This window comes from Wolbachia endosymbiont (group B) of Eupithecia inturbata, from assembly GCF_964030915.1.
GTDB lineage: Bacteria > Pseudomonadota > Alphaproteobacteria > Rickettsiales > Anaplasmataceae > Wolbachia.
Map to the genome: position 1 here is coordinate 60084 of NZ_OZ034987.1, position 21948 is coordinate 82031.

Annotated in this window: 19 protein-coding genes; 7 read left to right on the forward strand and 12 right to left on the reverse strand. The window is 34.0% G+C overall.

The features are described 5' to 3' along the window. Positions 1 to 17: 17 nt before the first annotated feature. From ACQH21_RS00280 to ACQH21_RS00290, 3 genes are read right to left on the reverse strand one after another with little or no spacing between them, the layout of a single operon-like run. Positions 18 to 2603, reverse strand: coding sequence for a type IV secretion system protein (locus tag ACQH21_RS00280; RefSeq protein WP_425384248.1), 2586 nt, complete (start codon positions 2601 to 2603; stop codon positions 18 to 20). Next, on the reverse strand, positions 2596 to 5001 hold the full coding sequence (locus ACQH21_RS00285; RefSeq protein ID WP_010402460.1) for a VirB4 family type IV secretion/conjugal transfer ATPase: 2406 nt from the start codon (positions 4999 to 5001) through the stop codon (positions 2596 to 2598). Before ACQH21_RS00285 ends, ACQH21_RS00280 begins: the two co-directional genes overlap by 8 nt. A gap of 9 nt (positions 5002 to 5010) precedes the next feature. Further along, positions 5011 to 5307 (reverse strand): type IV secretion system protein VirB3, encoded by a 297-nt coding sequence (locus ACQH21_RS00290; RefSeq protein WP_006015054.1) that lies wholly within the window; start codon positions 5305 to 5307, stop codon positions 5011 to 5013. Positions 5308 to 5371: 64 nt separating this feature from the next. Between ACQH21_RS00290 and ACQH21_RS00295 the strand changes: the two genes are divergently transcribed. After that, positions 5372 to 6949: a lysine--tRNA ligase gene (locus ACQH21_RS00295; RefSeq protein WP_425384249.1), complete on the forward strand. Its 1578-nt coding sequence runs from the start codon at positions 5372 to 5374 to the stop codon at positions 6947 to 6949. 507 nt (positions 6950 to 7456) lie between these two features. Here ACQH21_RS00295 and ACQH21_RS00300 read toward each other — a convergent pair. From ACQH21_RS00300 to ACQH21_RS00320, 5 genes are all read right to left on the reverse strand, one after another. Further along, on the reverse strand, positions 7457 to 7960 hold the full coding sequence (locus ACQH21_RS00300) for a hypothetical protein (RefSeq protein ID WP_425384250.1): 504 nt from the start codon (positions 7958 to 7960) through the stop codon (positions 7457 to 7459). 1 nt (position 7961) lies between these two features. Further along, the gene (locus ACQH21_RS00305) at positions 7962 to 8744 is read right to left on the reverse strand and encodes an ankyrin repeat domain-containing protein (protein ID WP_425384251.1); all 783 of its coding nucleotides are present in this window, start codon (positions 8742 to 8744) and stop codon (positions 7962 to 7964) included. Positions 8745 to 8913: 169 nt separating this feature from the next. After that, positions 8914 to 9492: an RlmE family RNA methyltransferase gene (locus ACQH21_RS00310; RefSeq protein ID WP_064085440.1), complete on the reverse strand. Its 579-nt coding sequence runs from the start codon at positions 9490 to 9492 to the stop codon at positions 8914 to 8916. A gap of 75 nt (positions 9493 to 9567) precedes the next feature. Then, positions 9568 to 10083, reverse strand: coding sequence for a PopZ family protein (locus ACQH21_RS00315; RefSeq protein ID WP_010402496.1), 516 nt, complete (start codon positions 10081 to 10083; stop codon positions 9568 to 9570). Between the two features lie 10 nt (positions 10084 to 10093). Then, positions 10094 to 11332 (reverse strand): TolC family protein, encoded by a 1239-nt coding sequence (locus ACQH21_RS00320; protein ID WP_264686708.1) that lies wholly within the window; start codon positions 11330 to 11332, stop codon positions 10094 to 10096. A 104-nt stretch (positions 11333 to 11436) separates the two neighbouring features. On the opposite strand from ACQH21_RS00320, the gene rplM reads away from it, so the two are divergent. From rplM to ACQH21_RS00335, 3 genes are all read left to right on the forward strand, one after another. Continuing rightward, positions 11437 to 11895: a 50S ribosomal protein L13 gene (gene rplM / locus ACQH21_RS00325; RefSeq protein ID WP_425384252.1), complete on the forward strand. Its 459-nt coding sequence runs from the start codon at positions 11437 to 11439 to the stop codon at positions 11893 to 11895. Further along, positions 11895 to 12344: a 30S ribosomal protein S9 gene (rpsI, locus tag ACQH21_RS00330; RefSeq protein ID WP_010402504.1), complete on the forward strand. Its 450-nt coding sequence runs from the start codon at positions 11895 to 11897 to the stop codon at positions 12342 to 12344. The genes rplM and rpsI overlap by 1 nt, the downstream gene beginning before the upstream one ends. A 145-nt stretch (positions 12345 to 12489) precedes the next feature. Next, positions 12490 to 12792, forward strand: coding sequence for an HU family DNA-binding protein (locus ACQH21_RS00335; RefSeq protein WP_425384253.1), 303 nt, complete (start codon positions 12490 to 12492; stop codon positions 12790 to 12792). A gap of 1 nt (position 12793) precedes the next feature. On the opposite strand, the gene ACQH21_RS00340 is transcribed toward ACQH21_RS00335, so the two are convergent. After that, on the reverse strand, positions 12794 to 13501 hold the full coding sequence (locus ACQH21_RS00340) for a pyridoxine 5'-phosphate synthase (protein ID WP_010402508.1): 708 nt from the start codon (positions 13499 to 13501) through the stop codon (positions 12794 to 12796). A 372-nt stretch (positions 13502 to 13873) separates the two neighbouring features. On the opposite strand from ACQH21_RS00340, the gene ACQH21_RS00345 reads away from it, so the two are divergent. Then, on the forward strand, positions 13874 to 14329 hold the full coding sequence (locus ACQH21_RS00345) for an Hsp20/alpha crystallin family protein (protein ID WP_425384254.1): 456 nt from the start codon (positions 13874 to 13876) through the stop codon (positions 14327 to 14329). An 856-nt stretch (positions 14330 to 15185) separates the two neighbouring features. Here ACQH21_RS00345 and gltX read toward each other — a convergent pair. Further along, positions 15186 to 16538, reverse strand: coding sequence for a glutamate--tRNA ligase (gene gltX / locus ACQH21_RS00350; protein WP_425384255.1), 1353 nt, complete (start codon positions 16536 to 16538; stop codon positions 15186 to 15188). Between the two features lie 151 nt (positions 16539 to 16689). On the opposite strand from gltX, the gene ACQH21_RS00355 reads away from it, so the two are divergent. Further along, a complete protein-coding gene (locus ACQH21_RS00355) occupies positions 16690 to 17361 on the forward strand; it encodes an ankyrin repeat domain-containing protein (RefSeq protein WP_425384256.1) in 672 nt (223 codons plus the stop codon). Positions 17362 to 17422: 61 nt separating this feature from the next. Further along, positions 17423 to 19402: a biotin carboxylase N-terminal domain-containing protein gene (locus ACQH21_RS00360; RefSeq protein ID WP_425384257.1), complete on the forward strand. Its 1980-nt coding sequence runs from the start codon at positions 17423 to 17425 to the stop codon at positions 19400 to 19402. On the opposite strand, the gene ACQH21_RS00365 is transcribed toward ACQH21_RS00360, so the two are convergent. Together ACQH21_RS00365 and ACQH21_RS00370 are read right to left on the reverse strand one after the other, a co-directional pair. Further along, positions 19385 to 20374, reverse strand: a complete 990-nt coding sequence (locus tag ACQH21_RS00365; RefSeq protein ID WP_425384258.1) for a COX15/CtaA family protein — start codon at positions 20372 to 20374, stop codon at positions 19385 to 19387. The genes ACQH21_RS00360 and ACQH21_RS00365 overlap by 18 nt on opposite strands. Further along, the gene (locus ACQH21_RS00370) at positions 20356 to 21945 is read right to left on the reverse strand and encodes a glycosyltransferase family 2 protein (RefSeq protein WP_425384259.1); all 1590 of its coding nucleotides are present in this window, start codon (positions 21943 to 21945) and stop codon (positions 20356 to 20358) included. Before ACQH21_RS00370 ends, ACQH21_RS00365 begins: the two co-directional genes overlap by 19 nt. Between the last annotated feature and the right edge of the window lie 3 nt (positions 21946 to 21948).

Consider the following 21948-nt stretch of genomic DNA (forward strand, 5'->3'; position numbering starts at 1 on the left):
CTGTTACTCACCTGCGCTCACTCTCCACCTGGTTTTATAGATTCACTAGAGGAAGATCCCGATCCCTTATTATCATCTCCACCTCCTCCAATAGCCCCTCTTGCCTTATTTACAGCCGCAGCAGCAACTTGACCAGCACCTCCAGCAGCAGCTTTGGCAGCAGATAAAGCTTTATTCACCATTTGTGCAGGAGTGCTACCTGAACCAAGTGCTGCCCTGTGATTACCAGCAAGCTCAGCAGCCATGCCGGGAAGAACGTTTAAAAAGTGGTAAAAGAGGAATAATACTAAACACAATTTTAATAATTCTCCGATTAGAGAGCTGCCAAACTCCATGTATGTAAAGTCGAATAGACCAAGTATGCTGCTCTTTTTAAAGCTATAATTTTGCATCATACATGCGAGAGTAGTTTCATTTTTATCACATTCCCCATCTTTCAATTTAAACCACTGTTTTTTCTTACTATATGAGATTTCTGCTTGTTTCTTTTCATATGACTTGTCTGGTTGTTCATTTTTATATGACTCGTCCAGTTTAAAATTTAAATTTTTAAAATAGATTTTATCACATGCTATGAACATAAAGGATAAAAACGCAAAAAGGATAACCGGGTATAAGCTATAGGTAATCAACTCTTTCACCCAGCCGTCAAAATATCCTTTGGTGTGTTGGAATAAAACCATAGGAATAAACAAAGGTGATAGAATAACAATTACACTTAAAGCAACTAGAGATAAAATAAATACATAGCACATCCACAAAATAACCATCATCAGCAAAATGGCCATAAATATACAGACAAGAGCTACTAAAATTTGTCCACCAGCGAAAATAATACCAATCACCGAACCTGCAACTAACAAGACAGGAGCAGCGCCAAGCAAAACCGCTAACGTTGCAACACCTCCAGTACCAATTTTGCCACCAATTCCATCTAAAGGGGCACCTAAATAAAATAAAATTCTGCAATCAAGCCTATCCCAAGGTGCAAGATAACTGTAGGATACCTTCTGCCCTGCACGATCGTATTCATAATCTTTACCTGCCTCATAATTACATATATTTTTACTCTCAGATGAAGCTTTAAGCACTATTTCTGATAAGCCGTTCGAAAGTTTTGTTAATTCCCCGTAATAATGAGACATAGTGCTACCTGTCGTAAAGTAAATCACTAAAGCGAATTTAATGATCAACATGTACATTTCTTGCGGACTACGCACTCCACCAGACATAACTTTTATAGAGAACAGTATTAAAGCTAAAACTAGAACAGCAGTTACAGTATTTTTCAACCTTCCTTGTGCTACAGATAAAAAACTACCCTTCTCCTGTCCTTTTTTTTCTCCATCTTCATATTTTAGCTTATCACCATTTGAGTCAATACCTACAACTAAATTATCTAACGATTCCTTAATGCATTGCACTATCATAGAAGTTATAGGAATAGGAGATAATGACTTACTTCCCGCTTGATTGTAGCAAGCTTCAGAGACATACGAGCTAAAACAGCTTTTATTGTCATAACCTACAAAAATTTTTCCTTCTTTTTCTTTTTTCCTGATAAGAGTTTTATAATCGTCATCCCTGTTGATAAAACTCCTTTCTTCACCACCTGTACCATCTTTATTTTTGAATAATATCACAGATTGTTCACACATAGGAGCAATCGGATCAGGTGGTAATTCCGTGCATCCTATATCAATTCCTTGCGGCCAAGCAGTTCCAGCTGCCCTAACTTCAGCCAATTCCACACATAACCTACCCATTTTTTTCACTGCCCTGAACGTTGATCCATATATGTCTTCGCTCTGTCCTGCTTTGAGAACTTTACATTTCAGCTCACCATCGACCGTCGGGGACCATGACCCATCTACATATCCAGTATCTTTTTCCCTTACATCAAAGTCTATGTATCCAGGTTTTTCTCTGGAATCAAAGTCTCTCTTGTTAAAAAGATTACCAAATGTTAAAGGATTGCGATGACATACTTCTATGTATTCACTATATTGCACCCCATTTTTTGGCCAGTAGTAGTGTTCCCTATCAACATTCACAACATCCCAATCAGTAAAGTTTAAAATATCTTTCTCTGTTTGTTTTCCATCTTTTCCTGATCTTTTCTGTAATGCAGAAAAATATTCATCTTCTGTTCGATAATTTTTATCTGTATCACCACTATAACCTGTATCTTTTAGTTTAAAATTTTTATATCTCCCATCATTATCGTATGCAACTGGATGCCTAACAAAACTATGCTGACAAACAATAAGTCCCCCAACTGCCTTCCAGACTCCAACAATTGCAGCTATCATTCCAACGATAACAAGAGCAGTAAATAAACCAGCAGAAGAGACAATCAAAACAATACCAGTAAATATTGCACCAATAGCAATTGCTATCCCAGCAACTGCTGCAGATGTTTCAAACGCCTTACAGTCAGGATTAGAGGCACGGCTAAAGCTACCAGTAGAATTAAATCTGCTAACAAATTCCGTTTTGTCAGTACCACTTACTGTATCTGCAAACACTGGATACGAGAGCAAAAAATCTATATTTAACAAAAATATCGCAACTAACAGTAATGACAGTTTAGTTTTAAACATTTTTCACCTTTTGATAAAACACAGGCAACCACATCTTTGGATCATCTCCGACTTCTTTCAGTATATCATATAACAATAGAACACTTTCCGCACGTCCAGATAACACGTTGACCACATCATCCAAATCTTTCAGATCTATTCTAGCTACTACAGCATTAACTCCCTGCTTTACTAAAAAGAATCTAGTACTTGGATCTGTGTGTTTGATCAGTATGTACTCACGTTCAGTTAACATAAAAACATCTCGATAGACACTAGTAGCTTTCAGATTTGGCAAAAAAATTTGTGTTGCTGTCTGCTGTACAAGCGTATCACTAATAGCACTTTTACTTGCATCTTCAACACTCTGAGTAGCAAAAACTACAAAAGCATTTAACTTTCTCAGCACTTTCAACCAGTCTTTTATCTTAGGTGCAAAAACTGGATTATCTATTAACGCCCATGCTTCATCAAGAACAATAATAGATGGAGTGCCATCAAGCGATATACTAATCCTATGAAACAAATAAATCAAGACCGGACCAAGAGCAACAGGATCTTTTAGCAAGCTAGCCATTTCAAAGCCAAACACTCTTGCTTTTGAAAAATCTAGCAAATCTTCTTTATTGTCAAATATTGCAGCATGAGAGCCATCATCATGCCACATAGATATTGCTCCAGCTAGAGTATCAGGGCCCGCAAGTCCTAAAAATGGTACAAGATTTCTCAAAAATCTGTCTTCTTTTTTTAATTTAAAATTTCCCTCAATTGCATCATTAATTCTAGCAATATCTTCTGAAGTGAATTTATCGTTGTACACTAAAATTAAAGATTTTATCCATTCCATCAAAAATGTTTTATTATCAGGAGTATCGTCAAGTTGCAGAGGATTAAAATTTGTCTTAGTTCTTGGTTCTATTATAGTATAGATACCACCAAGTGCTCTTAAAAAAATTTCTGCACCGCGATCTTTATCAAAAAAGAATATTCTTGGAGAAAATTTCATTGCTTGAGCACATAAAAAATTCATTAAAACAGTTTTGCCAGCACCTGTTGGCCCAATTATCATAGTATGTCCAACATCCCTTATATGAAAGTTGAAGAAAAATGGAGTGCCAGATGTTGTATCAAAAACTGTAACAGCATCTCCCCAGTGGTTATTGAATTTTTTACCAGTAGGATAATTATGTTGAGATGCAAAACCGGCCAAATTAAGACTACTTATTGTACCTTTTCTTACTATATAATCAAAATTACCAGGAATTTGCGCCCAAAATGCTGGTTCTAGATTAACCCTCTCACGAACAGGATAAACACCACAATTAGAAAGCTCCGATTCAACCAATGATAAAGCATTGTCCAATGATTTAGGGCTTTTTTCTATACATAAGATAGTTAAATGGTGTTCACCAAACGCAATTTTACCACTCATTGCATCATCAAGCGCATGAGAAATTTCTGCTATTTGAGAAATAGCTTTATCTGCAGATTGTATCATACGATTTTGCTGTATCTGCATTTTCGCAATTGCCATTTGCCTATTTGTAAATTGAAAAGACTGCGTGATAATAAATTCATAAGGAAGTTGTAAAAAAGAATCAAGCATTCCTGCGGAAGTATTATTTCCATATTCTTTGATACTAACTATTCCAGCATATTTACTTTCATTATGAGTCACAACCTGTATCATCTTATGGCCAAAAAATAACCTATGAACTGGTAAGTATCTTGATATTTCAGTTTTTAGTGGAAAAAGCGTATTTGTAACAAAGCCACAATTTACAATTCTAGACAGAAACTCCATTATTTCACAAAACAGTCCGTTTGGAGTTTCTTTTACTCCAAGGACTTTAGGCGAATAATTCCTAAGGCTTGTTACTATACGATTTGTCGTTTCCTCTAAATCTTCATAGGTATCACGCATATCACTTTCCCAAGCATGTTTTGAAGTTACATGCCCAAATTTTTTCAGTAGATGTGATAAAAATTCTACTCCCTTTGTATCTGCCCTACGAATAATCGTAATGTATAAATCATTAATAAAAGATTGCCTAGTTGCGTGTTTTTCTCTCCATTTTAGATTTACATGGTTAGCAAAAAAATTTGGTAAACTCTGGTTTGCAAATTCATCAGAAAAGATATTCTTCTTACGCCTGATGGTATGAAAGTACAAACTAAATGCTGGAGATGAAATGCTTCTTAGCATCTGATTTCTGATATTATTTTGTATCACCAAGTCTTCATCATCGGCCGTTTCAAACGCAAAGCCATTTAATTTTATAAATTTAACTAACCAATTCTGCTTTGTTATCAAGGTTGTACTATTCCAATAGCAAGAATAAGGTATAAATTCGGCAGCGTGAACCTCTCTACTTAGAATAGATTTATTCTTTGATTGAATAGCTCTAAATCTCAACATTGCATAACATCAAGTAATGTCATAAGAATTGGCTCCATGATAAAACCGATTTAAACATTTGGAACATTTTCCCAACTTTACCATAAATAACTCAATAAACAACGGTTCCTTTGCAGAAGCTATATAGCCAAGTCCATGTATACCTGGTAACATCAGGAGAATTACTCTAAGATCATTTGTATTAATGAAAATTAGCATGCAAATTAGAACGTTTAATATTGCAAACATATAACTCACACCAAAGAGCATTGCAGGTCTTGTAAGACCTTTAAATAATTGATTCGTTTGTATGCTGCCAGTAGACATATCTTTAACCTTCTAATAAGAGCTCTAACACTAATACTACATCATTAATTAAAAATCTATTGAAATGAATAGCACTTTAGGTAAGATAATTAATTTAAATTCAATGATTATAAGCTGGCCATTTCAAGAAGCAGAAAAAATACTACAAGAATTCCCTAATAAAAAAGAGATAATATTTGAGACTGGTTATGGTCCATCGGGTTTACCACATATTGGTACTTTTGGGGAAGTTTTTCGTACCACAGTTATTGCAAACGCTCTAAAAAAAATAGCTCCTAGTATAAAAACCAAAATCATTGCAGTTTCCGACGATATGGATGGTTTGCGAAAAATACCAGATAATGTACCAAATCAGGAAATGCTAAGAGAGAATCTGAACAAGCCATTAACCATGATACCTGACCCATTTGGCACTCATGAGAGTTATGGTCATCACATGAATTCGTTGTTGTGTAAATTTCTTGATTTGTTTGGATTTGAATACGAATTTAGGAGTGCAACAGAGTGTTATAAATCTGGCGTTTACGATGAAAAACTTTTACTCCTGCTGAAAAATTATGATAAAGTGATGGAAGTAATGCTTCCATCATTTCGGGAAGAAAGGCAGCAGACTTACAGTCCATTCTTGCCGATATGCCCAAAAACTTCCCAAGTTTTACAAGTTCCAGTAATTGAAACAAATACAGATAAAGGAACAATCACGTATGAAGACCCAAACGGGGAAAAAATAGAAGTTCCAGTGACAAAAGGAAAATGTAAACTGCAATGGAAACCTGATTGGGGGATGAGGTGGGCTGCATTCGGAGTTAATTACGAAGCTCATGGAAAGGATTTGACTCCATCTGCTGTGCTTTCAAGTCAAATATGTAAAATACTTGGAGAAAAGCCACCGCTTTTGTTTTGCTATGAGTTATTTCTTGATAAAGAAGGAAAGAAGATATCAAAATCAAAAGGAAATGGTATTTCAATTGAGGAGTGGCTAACTTATGCACCCACAGAGAGTTTAGCGTTATACATCTTTCAGAGTCCTAAAAAAGCTAAACGTTTATATTTTGATGTGATACCAAAATCAACTGATGAATATTTAGAGTTTGCTAAGCGTTACAATGAGAGTGAAGAAAAGGATGTAAATAGCCCTGTATGGCACATCCACCAGGGTAAAGTTCCAAGCGTAGAAACTTCAGGCATAAATTTTTCGTTACTTTTAAACCTGGCAGCAGCTTGTAATGCTGAAAATAAAGAGATTCTTTGGGGTTTTATATCAACTTATGCACCAAACGTTACACCAGAAAGCAACAAAATGCTAGATAGGCTTTCGGATTTTGCAGTTAGGTATTATCACGACTTTATCAAGCCAACAAAAGCGTATAAAGCTTCAAACGAAAAAGAGAAAGAAGCGTTACTAGATTTAAAGAACAACCTACATTCCCTGCCTATTACAGCCACTGCTGAAGAGATTCAATCTCAGGTTTTCTCCATCGGAAAAAAACATAATTACAATAACTTACGCGATTGGTTTCAGTTGCTATATGAAACGCTGCTTGGCCAAAAAACCGGTCCTAGAATGGGATCTTTTATAAAGCTTTATGGGATAGATAATACAATCTCTCTTATAGAAAGTGCTACTGAACGTACACTTTAGAGTTTACCTTCTTTCATTTGAGCCCTCTAGTTTTATTACTTGACAAACCTTCCCACTTTCCTTATTATACTAATAAAGGTATTTATCCTTGTTTTTGGGCTCAACGACAAAATTCAGGTGTTTATTGGCAAATTACATAAAATTATAGCAGCTTTTTTTATTTTTTCTACATTCAGCCAAATCGCGCTTGTTAGCACATTATCAATTTACATTATTAAAACTCGCTATACGGGGATTCTTTTGTCTTTTTTTATTTAGTAAATTTCTTAATATTTGTAGCTAAAGTAATTTTAGAGAGCCAGCGCGTGACCAACCTGGTCAGTTTTCTGAATCCCAGTATTGGAATAACAAGAAAGAGGGCGCTGGAATAACACCATTTGCTGTCTTCAAAATGAATGTTAATACACCTAGGATGTTTAAACCTTAATTCTGTTTTGGTGTTAAGCAAGGTATCTAGATACCTTGCTAAATAAAAAATTGGAAAAAAAGGAAGAAGAGACTTCTTCCTTAAATAGCGCAAAAACTTTTTACATTATTTATAAAACCTTTTAATGGTGCCAGTAAGTGTGTTCCAGGATTTTCTAGACTACAATCAGGCTTACTATCGTCCACTGCACTATTCTGACTAAGCTTTGATATTTTTTTTGCAATAGCCTCCTTTAACTCATCACAAGGCTTCAACACTTCATATATAATGCCACCAGCAACAAGTCCTGTGAGTACAGCAGCAGCCACAGCTATCCCAGCCATAGCACCTACTGATAATGATACACCAATAAAATATGCAGAAGTAACTATTATCGCAGCTACAACAGATGCAATAACAAATATACCAACACCCGAGATTATTGCTAGCATAATTGCTTCTTTAGTAAGTTCTTTATCTAGAGTTTTGTTATCACGATTACCTAATAAAGGATCAGCACCTGCTTTTAATAGAGCTCTTACTATCTTTTTATGATGTCCCCGAGCAGCAACGTACAAAGGAGTGCGTCCACATGTATCTGGCAAATCAATAATTGTTAGGCCCCTTAGCTAATATAGCCTCTACTATCTCCATTTTGCCTTTCTCAGCAGCAAGATGTAAAGGAGTGCTTTCACTTTTATCTCGCAAATTAACATCTATACCTTCTACTGCTAATAGAGCGTTTACTATATTTTCGTTACCTTTTCTAATAGCCAAATGTAAAGGAGTGCTTTCACTTTTATCTCGCAAATTCAAACTATCCCCCTTATTTAATAGAGCTTTTACTATTTTTTCATTACCTTTTTCAATAGCCAAATGTAAAGGAGCTTTTCCATATTCATCTCGCAAATTCAAACTATCCCCCTTATTTAATAGAGCTTCTACTATTTTTTCGTTACCTTTTTCAATAGCCACATGTAAAGGGGTTTTGTCAAATAGATCTCGCGAACTAACATCTATACCTTTTACTGCTAATAGAGCTTTTACTATATTTTCGTCACCTTTTTCAATAGCCAAATGTAAAAGGGTTCTGTTACATTGATATTGGAAATTAACATTTATTCCGTCTACTGCTAATAGAACTTTTACTACATTTTCTTGATTATCTATAAATGCTGCATGTAATAATGTTAATTCTTCTTCTTTGCCATAATAATTATTATTACTAAATTTATAATTTATATTAAAATCTTTCTTCTCCCACTCTTGATAAGCAGGGAGGTCTCTTTTTTTTAGTTCCTCTTTTATTTTTTCAACTATGTTATTACCATTCAAATCATTTTCACGATTTACTATACTTAATATCTGTTTCAACAATTCTAAATACATATCAAACTCTCCTATATAATATACTTTAATTATTATATATCTAAGTAACAAAGTCAAGGATTTAATTAATTATCATAAATATTTAAACAAGAAACAGGGGCTTTTGTGCGAGCGTTATTAATCTTCAGTTTAATAGGATAAGATTCGTCAACGTTTCTGTAAGTATCTTCTATATAGAAGAGTTGCTACCAATAAAGCCTAAGCTGACCAAATACATTTCTGTAGATTCAGATCTACTTGACTTTGGTTTGAAGTATCTTACTGTTTTAAACATTTTTTTTAGCTCATTGCAGAAATCTTTATCAGACTCTCCTTGAAAAATTTTTACTACGAACTTGCCATCATGATTCAAAAAATGCTTTGCAAAATTGAGCGCTGCTTCGCATAAAAGCATAATTCTGATATGATCTAACGACTTTAAACCGCAAGATTCTGGTGCCATATCAGATAAAATTACATCAAATTTGTGATCCTTGAATTTTTCTCTTAAAATTTCAAGTTCGCTGATAATATCACACTGTATACACTCTACTCCACTAATTGCGTTTATTGGTTTTATGTCAACAGCAATCACACTCGCTCCTTTCTTAGATGCAACTTGTGACCACCCACCAGGAAAAGCGCCAAGATCAATAATTTTTTGCCCTTGTTGGAGTAGTTTAAATTTATCGTCTATTTCTATTAACTTATATGCCGAGCGCGATCTATAACCGTCCTTATTGGTTTTTTGAACATACTGATCATTCAAATGGCGATGTAGCCATCTTGTTGAAGATAACTTTCTACCTCTAGCTGTTTTTACTCTGGTCTTTATACTAATAACCTACTTATTATTGATTATATCTTTGAGCTCTTTTTCAACTACTTCTTTTACCAATGCATGTAGATACTTATTCAGCCACTCTGAAAGCTGAGGTTTTAAAAGAGATACAACTAATTCTTCAACAGTAAGATCCGCTCTTTTTTGTTGTTTATGCCGTAGTTCGCTTTGCATCTTTTCAAGCAATGTTTTAATTTCCTCCATATTTTCTTTTAAAACTAAATGCTCGTTACTTTGTTCTTGATAGCTCACTTTGTTATTACTCATTTGGATATTATCATACAAATTTTTCTCTTCTGAGTTGTAACTATTAAATTGGTTATTCATTTTCTCACTTTGACAATCATTCTCTTCTTCACTATTTTCTTTTTCTTCGATGTCTTCTGGGTACTCCTCTTCAAGGCATAGTACATCATCATCTTCATCGATTACTTCTGCTTTATCAACACTTGCATTTTTACCCGATATAGCTTTTTTTATATCTTCTAGGATATCTTTTACAGATTGATTATCGCTCATACCATTAAATTTAAAGGTTTATACTATTTATCATAAAAAGCAAGTTGTAAACACTAATTACATAATTGCTTTTTGCTCCAACCAGATCGGAGCGTGCTTTAAATAATGCATCTTCAGTGTCCAAAAGGTCAGATGTACTCTTTAAACTTAAGTTTACCTCTTGCTTAACTCCTTCCAATGCTAAAGCTGCTGCTTTTTCCGCTTCTTGACTTGCTTTAATAATAGCTTTTGCTGTCAGCACGTTATTCCAAGCATTTACAACTGCTTCTTCTATATTTTTTACCGTTTCATAATAATCGTAGGTAGATTTTTTTGCATCCATTTTAGCTTTACTGACACCAAAAGCATTCGCTCCTTTTTTAAAGATTGGAACATCAAGAGTAAAAACTATATGAACATTTTCTAATAGCTTGTCTAATTTTACACCATCTTTCCCAAAATTTTTGTTTGCTCTTAGATTTAAAGAAGGAAGCCACTTGGAGCTTTCAGCGATCACTTCCATTCCAGCAGCTCTTTTTTGATAAACTGCTGCTTTTAGAGATAAATTATTGGTTTTTGCTAATTGTAAACATTCATTTAGCTCTGGAACAGAAGGTAATTTATCATTAGCTTCAGAAAGTTCATCAGCATCTTCGCCAATCAAATGATAATAAGCAATATTTGCCAATTTTAATTTACCTTCAGCATCAACTCTTTCGGATATAGAAGACGAAAATTTTGCTTTTGCTAGCAAAACTTCAGCATTAGTAACTTCTCCAAGGGAAAAGCGTTTTTTCATAGCTGACAAATGTTCCAAAGAAACGCGTTCTCTATGTTCTCTGAGCTTTAATATTTCTGTCTTTTGTAAAACACTAACATATGCTTTCACAGCATTAAGTGCAAGCTCTTGTTTTGACTGCTGAAATTGCATTTTTGCTGCTTTGAGAAGATTACTTGATCGACTGAATGTAGCAAAGGTGCCACCACCATCTATTATTCTTTGACTTAATATTAGATCCTTTCCAGAGTTTTCCAGGCTAAAACTACTATCGAAATTATATTGTAAATTAATGTCAGGTAAAAATCCAGCTAACCCAGAAGATTTATAATATTTTTCTGCGCTTTTATATTGGTAAAATTGAGACTTTATTTTTGAGCTATTTTTGATAGCTTTGCTTATAGCCTCTTCCAAATCGATTGCATAGCAATCTATAGCACTAAAAGCGATTACAAATATAATAATCAATCGAAACATTTTGCTTTCTAGCATATTATTAAAGTTATTAGCATAAATTACTTTAATAATCAATAACTAATGTTGTTGACACTATCAAGCAATTTAGTATATCATAATCTACTGTTATGTATTGATATATGAAAACTTTTTTCTTAAAAGAGAAACAAGTCGATAAAAAATGGCTTGTTATAGATGCAGAAGGATTAGTAGTAGGAAGGCTTGCAGCGTTTGTAGCAGCGCTATTGCGTGGAAAGAATAAGCCTGAATACACACCTCATATGGATTGTGGAGATAATGTAATTATTGTTAATGCAGAAAAGGTACATTTTACCGGAAAGAAACTTAAAGATAAAATCTACTATAGGCATACAGGTTATTCTGGTGGTTTAAAGAAAACTACTCCAGATAATATTTTAAATGGCAAATTCCCTGAGCGTGTGGTAAAAATGGCAGTAAAAAGAATGCTTGATGATGGTCCTATGGCACGTAGACGGTTTGAAAATTTGTATGTTTATTCTGGTTCAGAACATAAGCATCAAGGACAGCAACCTGAAAAAATAGATTTTGCCTCTTTAAATCGTAAAAATAAGAAATAATGGAGCAAAAAGTGAAAATAAATAATAATGATCAGCCAAAAAAGGCAATGATTGACTCACTTGGTCGTTCATATGCCACAGGTCGAAGGAAAGAATCTGTAGCAAGAGTATGGATAAAGCCAGGAAGTGGAAAATTTAGTGTTAATAAAAAAGATGATTTAATTTCTTATTTTAAAAGAGAATCAGTGTGTCAAATGATTAAAGCGCCATTCATAGTAACTTCTATGTTAGATAGGTATGATGTGTTTGCAACTGTAAAAGGTGGAGGACTATCTGGCCAAGCAGGTGCCTTAGCTCATGGAATAAGCAGAGCTTTAAGTAGTATAAGTCAAGATCTACACTCTATATTACGTAAGGGTGGATTCCTAACTAGAGATTCACGTGTTGTTGAGCGTAAGAAATATGGTCAACATAAAGCTCGGAAAAAATGTCAGTTTTCTAAGAGATAATTGTTTCATAATGGTATTTTTTTGTAAATATTATACAAGTTCTTACAAGGGTTTATGACATTTTCTCTTTTTATGACGAATTTAGTTGACTATTGGCATTAGCATAATATGCTGTTTATGTAATTTTTCAATATTAAGGTAATTTATGAGTAAAGAAGATATAGTAAACCAACTGAGTCAAGAGTGCTCTAGTCAAGGTATAGATATAACAAAAGCTAGTTTGGGTAAGCTTCATGATATTTTTATGGAAATAATCAAGAACGATCTAAATCGTAAAGGTGAAATACGTTTGCATGGAATAGGGACATTCTCTACTGTTATAAGTAAGGAAAGACAATGCCGTAATCCTCAAAATGGTGAGATTATGACCGTTCCTGAAAAGAAAAGAGTAAGGTTTAAAGCAAGTCAAGCTCTTTCAAGTACTTTAAATACCAAAGAGAAAGTATAAGCTACTTAGATATTGTCATTTTCATCTTTTTAGTTACACTATGTAAGCCATGAAATATAGCCTCGCTGATTAAAGAATGGCCTATATTAAGAGCTGAGATGTGAGGTATCTCTTTTATTCTTTTAGCATGTTTATAATTTATGCCATGCCCTGCGTGGCATTCTATTCCTAGCTTATTAATGTATTCTGCAGAGTTAGTAATAAGTTTTAATTTTTCTTCTGATGGATTATCACAGTAATCCCCTGTGTGAATTTCTATTATGTCAGGCTTTCTTTCTAGCTTCTCAAGATATTTTAGTTGATTAATATTTGGATCGATAAACAGTGAGACTTTTATGTCAAAGCTATGCATTTCCTCTATTATACCAGAAAGTTTACTGTGCATATTCACGATATTCAGGCCACCTTCGGTTGTTAATTCTTCTCTTTTTTCTGGTACTATACAAATCGAATAGGGTTTTACTTCTTTTGCTATTTTGAGCATTTCTTCCGTAGCTGCGATTTCAAGATTTAACTCAGTGCTAATGTTTTGTTTTAGATTGAATACATCCTCATCTCTGATATGCCTTCTGTCTTCTCGTAAGTGTACGGTGATAAAATCTGCTCCAGCATCAATAGCTATTTTTGCTGCTTTTAATGGATCTGGATAAGAAGCTCCACGTGCGTTGCGAAGGGTTGCAACGTGATCAATATTAACGCCCAATTTCACAATTTACCTCAAAAATTATTTATAAATTATACATATTATTAGATCTTATGCATGTCATTGTTTAATGCCATAGCTGAAAGACGGAGCTAGCAGTTATACCAATTCTCATTGTTGGCAAGTCAAATAAGAAACATTCAAAATTGTTTGATTGTGGAAGTGGAAAGAGAAGTAATAAATTTGCATACACTTGCCCTTTTTTACAGTTAATCTAGTTTATAGAACTACTCGTGGTAATCCAAACAAGATTTTTTCTCATAATCAAGTTATAGTAAACGGGGAAAATTTTTCGCATCTAAAAAATTTTAGATTTAGGATTGAAATTAATAAGTGGAGTGATTATGTAATGCATGTATTAGTAAAAGGAGGTACAACATGAGTAATATAGTTCATTTAAATAAAAACAATAATCGTGATAATTTTAGTGTAAGAGGGTTACAAAGAGCCGTTGATGACATATTTGATAGCTTCTTTACAGGATGGAACCCAGAGCTTTCCAAAAGAGGCAGTAGTCTACTACCAGTTTGTGATTTTTATGAAACAAAGGAAAGCTATTGCCTATCATTAGAGTTACCAGGTATTCCTAAAGAAAGCATAGACATTAGTATATCTGGCGATAACTTAATAGTGAAGGGTGAAAAAACATTTGATAATGAATCAAAAGATAAGCAGTTTTACCATAAAGAAAGGTACTATGGTTCTTTCTATAGATCTATTCAACTTCCAACAAATGTAGAGCAAGATAAGGTATCTGCCAACTTTTTAGATGGGGTATTGCATGTAACCATACCTAAATCAGAGAAACACATCAAGAAAATTGATGTAAAGTAACCAGTAAGTAATAGCAGGCTTCTGACCTTGAGGCTTGCTATTTTAATATCTGTTCAGCAGAGTGGCAAAATAAGGTAAACGAGAAAAGACAACTAAATGAGTGTCATGAAAGTAGCTGATGCTGCCTCCCTTATGAAGGTGTCATCTTAGCACCCAGACACTGATTTTTTAATTGAAAATGTTGTCTTGTTTGTGATAAATTTTGCTCGATGCCAGTGTCGAGCACTGGCATGACATTATAGAAGCTGGAATTACAGTGTCAGCTACTTGAATAACAATATTTGCTGTGTAATTTACCTTAAAAAATGAAATTCCTACAGCTACGTGTAAGCTACTTTCATGATACTCATTTACTTGTCTTTTTTGCCACTTTACTGAACAGATATGTAAAATATTAACTTAGCAATACAAAAAATTATCTATAGATTAGACACACCATTAGATCTTATGCATAGTCATTTTTTAATTCCATAGCTGAGACGGAGCCTGCTCCCCTTATCATGAAACTGAAGTCTATATGGTACCACAGTATAATGATATAATAAAATATGAAAAAAATACCAATAAAAAAAGGCAAAAAAAGCCCGTATTAACTTTAACAATTTAAAATGATTTAATGTGAAAACCATAGGCGCCAATTGTTTTTTTAACTTAAAAATAAAAGTCAAGTATCAGGAATTCTAGACATAAACCCTCCTATATGAATAAAGAGCTAGCAAAAATAAACTTATATATTTTTTGCTGAAATTTGATTATTTGGTGAAAAAACCTGCAGGTGAAGATAGACTTTGGATCCTAAAAAACCTTCATTCTCCACTATAATGAAGCTACTAGAGTCTGTCAAGCAATTTTTTATTTAAACTGCTCGCAATCTTTTTATACACTCATCTTTACCAAGAATTACCATGATATCGATGATTCCAGGCGCATCCATTATTCCAGTTATTGGGGCGCGTAATGAGTGGTATATATCGCTCATTTTTATATTATGTAATTTTGAAAATTCCTTAATCTGAGAAGATAAAAAATTCTTATTCCAATCTTCACTACCTACACTCGAAAGAAATGATGCAAGTAACTTAATTACATCGAGGTTAGATTTGACAATTTGCTGAGCTTCTTCACTAAAATCAACTTGAATATAAAATTTTGCTAAGTCCAATAATTCGGTCAGATAGTTTGCTCTTTTTTTCAGCTCTGTCAGTCCCTGCAGTAAATAGCCCTTTTTTTTGTCAGTTAGAGTATTTTCTCTAAGCATTAGAGTCAGAATATCTTCATTGCTCATATTACTAATATAGTGGTTATTCAAATGCTCCAGTTTTTTGAAATCGAGCCGTGCAGGTGAACGACCGATGCTTTCTAAATTAAACCACTCTATTGCTTGCTCATCGCTAATAATCTCATCGTTGCCATGACTCCAGCCAAGTCTTAGCAAGTAATTACGCATTGCCTGTGGCAATATTCCCATCTTTTCATAATCGCAAACACTTGTAGCACCATGCCTTTTAGATAGCTTATTCCCGTCTTCTCCATGGATAAGAGGTACGTGCGCGAAGCGTGGGACATCAAAATCAAGAGCTTGGTATATCAGTAATTGTTTAAAGGTATTAGTAAGGTGATCAGAACCACGTATAATATCAGTTATTCCGGCATCATGATCATCAATTACCACAGCGAAAATGTATGTTGGAGTATTGTCAGAACGTAAGATTACTATGTCATCAAGCTGGTCGCTACTTATTGTAACTTGGCCGTATATTTTATCGTCAACAACAATATCTTCTGAGTCTGGCACTTTGAAGCGAACAACAGGCTCTGCATTTGATGTCGAATGAGTACACTTATGCTTATATATTTTTCCTTCTTCCCTTGCTTTTGCCTTCTTTTCTGCAATTTCATCTTCAGGGCAATAACAATGATACGCCCTACCCTTTTCAACTAAAAGATTTGCAACTTCAATATGTCGCTCTATTCTTTTTGACTGATATACTATTTCTCCATCATAGCTTATTCCAAGCCATTTTAACCCATCTATTACTGCATCAATTGCTTCTTGTGTTGAACGTTTTCTATCGGTATCCTCAATCCTTAGTAAAAACTGGCCACCATGACGCTGCGCATAGAGCCAATTAAATAAAGCTGTGCGAGCTCCTCCAATATGTAAAAATCCTGTTGGTGATGGAGCGAATCTAGTGACTATACCTGGCATATTTGTCTATTGTGATAACGTAACCGATGATAACTAAAATTTGTACTTGCAACAACGTGGAACTATAGTAAATTTGAAAGATCAATTTACATTTATTTTTAACAAACTGCATTGTATAATTTAATATTAGTGAATGCAGTGAGGTGTATATATGGATAATTTATTTGAAATTGCAAGAGGAGTTGTAACAAAAGAGGATGAAAATAAATTTATTGAAGCTTGCAAGAAAAGAGTTGCTTGTGTAGCTAAGCATAGAATTGATGAAAATGGAAACCCATTTCATATAGCAGCAAGTAAAGGGTTTCTATTATCTGCGTTACAGGGGATCATAAAGTATTTAGAAAAAGATACTGAGAGCAAAGTCAAGAAAGCAAAAGAAGCTAAAGATTGGGAAAAAGTAAAAAGATTAGAAAAGGAATTTAAGAATAACAAGAAATATATTAAGGAAGCACTCCTCGATAAAAGCTATATTAAGGATAATAAGGCAGTATCACCTCTTTACTTCTTGGATCCTTCAGAGCAGAAGGAAGTTAAGCAAATTGCAGATATAAAATGTGGCTTTATATGTAATAAGAAGTTTCATATATGCTTATATATAGTAGGAGCTATAGTGTGTGCTACCGCTATGTGTGTATCTTTGTATCTTCTATTTTCGGCTTCTCAATCTCTTGCATTGGCTTCAATAGCGACAATAGCTTCTGGAGGGTCTTCATATCTGTTATTTAAGGCATGTAACGAGGTATATGGCCTCTATAACGAAAGTACTATAGTGACAGATCCTAATGTTATGCAACTTTTAGAGGGTGGTTTAGCCCCAACATGAAGTACTTGCAAGGAATAATATAGAAATTTACTTTCTTAACTTAAGAAAGTATACTGATAAGATGATAAGAAAGAAGTATAGTAAAATTTTAATAGCAAATAGAGGAGAGATTGTTTGCAGGATAATCAAAACTGCGCGCAAGATGGGTATATCTTGTGTATGCGTATATTCAGATGCAGATGTAAATTCTGTGCATGTAAGGCAAGCAGATGAGTCGAAGTACATTGGTCCTTCACCTTCTTGCCTGAGTTATTTAAATATTGAAAAAATATGCGAGGTGGCAGTTGAAACAGGTGCTGAAGCGGTTCATCCTGGCTATGGGTTTTTAGCAGAAAATCCAGATTTTCCCCGTGCTCTGGAAAAACATAACATAGATTTCATTGGTCCAAGTGCAGAAACAATAGAAGTTACAGCCAATAAAATAACAGCAAAAGAAGAGGCAAGAAAAGCTGGAGTAAATGTAGTGCCAGGATATATGGGTAAGATCGAAGATGCTGCCCACGCAGCCATCGTTGCTGAAGAGATTGGTTTTCCCGTTATGCTCAAAGCTGCATCAGGTGGTGGTGGCAAAGGAATGCGAATTGTATATTCCAAAAAAGAAATTGAACTAGCATTTACATCAGCAACAAATGAAGCAGAGAAAAGTTTTAAAGATGGCAGTATTTTTATAGAGAAATATATAGAGCTGCCAAGACACATTGAAATACAAATCATAGCAGATAAATATGGCAATATAGTGTGTCTTGGAGAGAGGGAATGCTCGATACAAAGGAATAACCAGAAAATAATGGAAGAAACTCCAAGTCCATTTATTAGTGAAGAAGTAAGACAAAAAATGTATGCCCAATGTGTTTCTTTGGCAAAGCAAGTTGGTTATTTTTCAGCAGGTACTGTCGAGTTTGTTGTAGATAAAGACCAAAACTTCTATTTTCTTGAGGTAAATACGAGATTACAAGTTGAGCATCCAGTAACAGAATTTATAACTGGAATAGACATAGTAGAAGAAATGATTAGAACTTCCTGTGGAGAAAAATTGAGATTCAATCAGGATGATATTAAACTTACTGGTTCTGCAATAGAAAGCAGAATTTGCGCTGAAGATCCATCAAAGAAATTTTTCCCTTCCAGCGGAAGAATAAAATATTACGATAAACCGGATGAAAATAATTATGTAAGAATAGATGATGGAGTAGCTAGCGGTTCAGAAATCAGCATGTTCTACGATTCGATGATTGCAAAAGTTATAACATATGGAAAAGATAGAATAGAAGCAATCAGCAGAATGCAAAAAGCTTTGTCTGAGTGCTATATAGGGGAAGTAATAAACAACATAGAATTTCTAGAATCCATCTTCCATAATCCAAATTTTATTGCAGCAAAACTCCACACAAGATTCATTCCAGACCATTATCCCAGTGGGTTTCAAGGCGATTTTATCACAGAGGAATATATTAAAATATTTATCTTTACTGCACTGTATATTCACTTAGAAAATGAGGGAAAGTATTACAGTAAGTCAATAGATGAAGCATTCATAGTGAAAATAGACGATAATGAGTACTCCGTAAATGCAAAATATCAAGATAACACATTAACAACAGTATATAACCACAATAAATACTCCGTGGTAGGTAGGTGGAAATCAAGTTATAGATTGCTACATATCATAATTAATGGCGATACCAACATAGCACTTAAAATAGAAAGGCAAGGCAGCAAATACTTTATAAGACACGCAGGTATGAAAGCTAAATGTTGTGTATTGAAACCTCATGTAGCTAAACTAAGCAAATTAATGCTAAACAACAAAACAGAAGGGATTTCAGTAGACACTGTGAAATCTCCAATATCTGGTTTATTGGTTAAATTACATGTAAATGCTGGAGATCATGTAGAAATAGGACAACCCCTGTTTGTTATAGAGGCAATGAAAATGGAAAACATTATATGTGCCGAATCAGAAATGGTGATAAAAAATATCCCTGTTAAAGAGGGGAAAAATGTACAGGCTGGTGATTTGGTATTAGATCTGGCTTCTTAAATAACATAAGCAGTATAAACTTGACCCAAATAAGATAAATGAAAACATTTGATGAGCTATGGCAATGGCCATTGGTATATGCAGCAACAAAGTTACTACTCCTAAAACTATCTGAATGATGACGGAAAGTAGCATAATATATGCTGGTTTTACACTAGCATTTTTTATTGTGAGTATTGCTGTCAGAACTAATATCAGCAATGCCAATGCCCGGTGTATGAATTGCACTGTTACTCTATTTTCAAAGATATTTAGCCAAGCAGGCTGTAAGTAAAATAAATCTTCTGGAACAATTTGTCCATCCATCAGTGGAAAGGTATTGTAAATTAAACCAGCATTTAGCCCTGCAACAAATGCACCGAAGATTATTTGTACTGTCACTAGGATTAAAATTATCCATATGTAACATGTACTAACCTTAAGTTTAGTTTGCCTTGGTTTGATTTGGTAATCAAAAAATTGATATGACAATAATGCAAAGATAACCAACGCAAGCAGTAAGTGAAGTGCAAGCTTATAGTGACTAACATGAGGATTAGATACCAAACCGCTTTTTACCATATACCAACCAGCAAAAGCTTGTAAAATTCCAAATAATAGTGCTGTAGATAACCTTATTACTGCATTTTTAGGTATTCTTTTTTTTAGTGTAAAGTATATAAATGGTAAGATAAAAACTAAACCTGTCAGCCTTGCAATCAACCTATGCACATACTCTATTAAGTATATGGTGCGGAACTCTTCCATACTCATACCATAATTAAATGCTTTATATTCAGGTGTAGCTTCATATTTTGATTTTTCTTTTAGCCAGTCTTGTTCACTCAGCGGTGGCAATGTTCCGGTAATTGGTTTCCATTCCGTGATTGACAATCCTGCTTTTGAAAGTCTGGTAAATCCACCAATTCCCACCATGCAAATCACCATGAGAGAGCAGAGAAAAAGCCAAATAGCTACAGGTTTTGCTTCCATAATCCATGCTGAGTTTTATTCCATTGCTGAGGGTGAATAACAAATTCCCACAAAGCGAGAAAAGCTGCAACGCTATGTAGTAGACTATAGACGGGAAAAAATATTGATACTATATAAAAATAAAAAGGCATTTTTTGTTGTCTGATAGCTATTATCAAAAAAATCAAGTTAATACCGTATACTATTATAAAATAATATAAGAATAATTCATTCAAAATTTGAGTCAGCACCAATGAAAGTAACAAAAAAGGAGTCGTGAAAAATATAAAAGCTGAGGAACCAACAAAAAGGTTTAATAGCAAAACTCCCTTAAGCCCAGTGTGCTTAAAAAGTAATTTTATATTTTTTAAATGAACGATATAAGTTTGCATATAACCTTTAATCCAGCGTGCTCTTTGTTTGATCCAAGCAAACACAGTAGTTGGTGATTCTTCCAATGTTTCTGAATCAATAATCCTGGTTTTATATCCCATTTGCGCAAGTCTCAAACCAAGGTCAGCGTCTTCAGTGACATTGTAAGCATCCCAAAAAAGCACTTTCTTTAAAATTTCCACTGAAAAATGGTTACTGCTACCACCCAAAGGTATTGGCATGTTCATTTTTTGAAATCCAGGCAAAAAATATTGAAACCAGTTCATATACTCGAGAGAAAAGAATTTTGTAAGAAAATTGCAACCAAAGTTATAGTAATTTAATTTCGCCTGTACACAAGCCAACTTTTCGTCGCCCTTATTAAATTCAATTAGTGCTTTTTTTAACTGCAACGGATCTGGCTTGTCATCTGCATCATATATTACCACATACTTTCCTCTAGCAAAGCTCATAGCATAATTGCATGACTTAGCTTTTGTTCTAGGCAGAGAATGAGGCACTTTTATTACTTCAAAATACTGTGGTAAAGTGCATTTTTCTATAGCTGCCAACATTTCTTGATCATCGCTCTCTATCACAAGCTTTACATCTAATTTTGATTTTGGATAATCCAAACTTTCAATGCTCTTAATCAATTGCTTTATAACCGCATTCTCTTTAAAAGCAGGCAATAAAATAGTATATATAGGTTCATTCATCTTATCATAATCTGCTTTTTGGTTAGAAATTTTACGCAAGCCAAAAATTTTAGTTACAAATTTGAATAAAGAACTAGAACATCCGATTATAAATATCAACACCAAAGCAAAATATGCATATTTTTTTGTCAGTGTTAAAGTCGAAATCATAACAAAGAAAGAGGAAAAAAAGATTGAACTGAGCCTAATGCTTTTAGCTGAAAAATTAGGATTCTTATAATATAAGTAGTTACTTGCGAATTCTGAAATACCAAAGTGTGAGTTAAGAAGATTTAAAATCTGTTTGCTCTCTACTTTTATCAATACATATTCAATACCGTAATGAGATTCGACCCAAAGGTTGATATCTTGGCTTATGTCTTCAACCATAAAAAAAGTAGTATCACTTAATTTTTGCCAAGGAATTATATTAAACCTATAGTAGAAAAGTTTCTCTTGTTCTTTGCATAAACTAGAATCAAATTTAATTTTTTCTACATTATCAGTTTGAAGTACAGGCATTAA

What these genes read in the sequence shown, in the direction of transcription:
- ACQH21_RS00320 (WP_264686708.1), bottom strand. Translation starts at nt 11,332, where the DNA reads ATGCTAGAAAGCAAAATGTTTCGATTGATTATTATATTTGTAATCGCT.
- ACQH21_RS00345 (WP_425384254.1), top strand. Translation starts at nt 13,874, where the DNA reads ATGAGTAATATAGTTCATTTAAATAAAAACAATAATCGTGATAATTTT.
- ACQH21_RS00360 (WP_425384257.1), top strand. Translation starts at nt 17,423, where the DNA reads ATGATAAGAAAGAAGTATAGTAAAATTTTAATAGCAAATAGAGGAGAG.
- ACQH21_RS00370 (WP_425384259.1), bottom strand. Translation starts at nt 21,945, where the DNA reads ATGCCTGTACTTCAAACTGATAATGTAGAAAAAATTAAATTTGATTCT.
- gltX (WP_425384255.1), bottom strand. Translation starts at nt 16,538, where the DNA reads ATGCCAGGTATAGTCACTAGATTCGCTCCATCACCAACAGGATTTTTA.
- ACQH21_RS00295 (WP_425384249.1), top strand. Translation starts at nt 5,372, where the DNA reads ATGAATAGCACTTTAGGTAAGATAATTAATTTAAATTCAATGATTATA.
- ACQH21_RS00315 (WP_010402496.1), bottom strand. Translation starts at nt 10,083, where the DNA reads ATGAGCGATAATCAATCTGTAAAAGATATCCTAGAAGATATAAAAAAA.
- ACQH21_RS00290 (WP_006015054.1), bottom strand. Translation starts at nt 5,307, where the DNA reads ATGTCTACTGGCAGCATACAAACGAATCAATTATTTAAAGGTCTTACA.
- ACQH21_RS00305 (WP_425384251.1), bottom strand. Translation starts at nt 8,744, where the DNA reads ATGTATTTAGAATTGTTGAAACAGATATTAAGTATAGTAAATCGTGAA.
- ACQH21_RS00355 (WP_425384256.1), top strand. Translation starts at nt 16,690, where the DNA reads ATGGATAATTTATTTGAAATTGCAAGAGGAGTTGTAACAAAAGAGGAT.
- rplM (WP_425384252.1), top strand. Translation starts at nt 11,437, where the DNA reads ATGAAAACTTTTTTCTTAAAAGAGAAACAAGTCGATAAAAAATGGCTT.
- rpsI (WP_010402504.1), top strand. Translation starts at nt 11,895, where the DNA reads ATGGAGCAAAAAGTGAAAATAAATAATAATGATCAGCCAAAAAAGGCA.
- ACQH21_RS00365 (WP_425384258.1), bottom strand. Translation starts at nt 20,374, where the DNA reads ATGGAAGCAAAACCTGTAGCTATTTGGCTTTTTCTCTGCTCTCTCATG.
- ACQH21_RS00335 (WP_425384253.1), top strand. Translation starts at nt 12,490, where the DNA reads ATGAGTAAAGAAGATATAGTAAACCAACTGAGTCAAGAGTGCTCTAGT.
- ACQH21_RS00280 (WP_425384248.1), bottom strand. Translation starts at nt 2,603, where the DNA reads ATGTTTAAAACTAAACTGTCATTACTGTTAGTTGCGATATTTTTGTTA.
- ACQH21_RS00285 (WP_010402460.1), bottom strand. Translation starts at nt 5,001, where the DNA reads ATGTTGAGATTTAGAGCTATTCAATCAAAGAATAAATCTATTCTAAGT.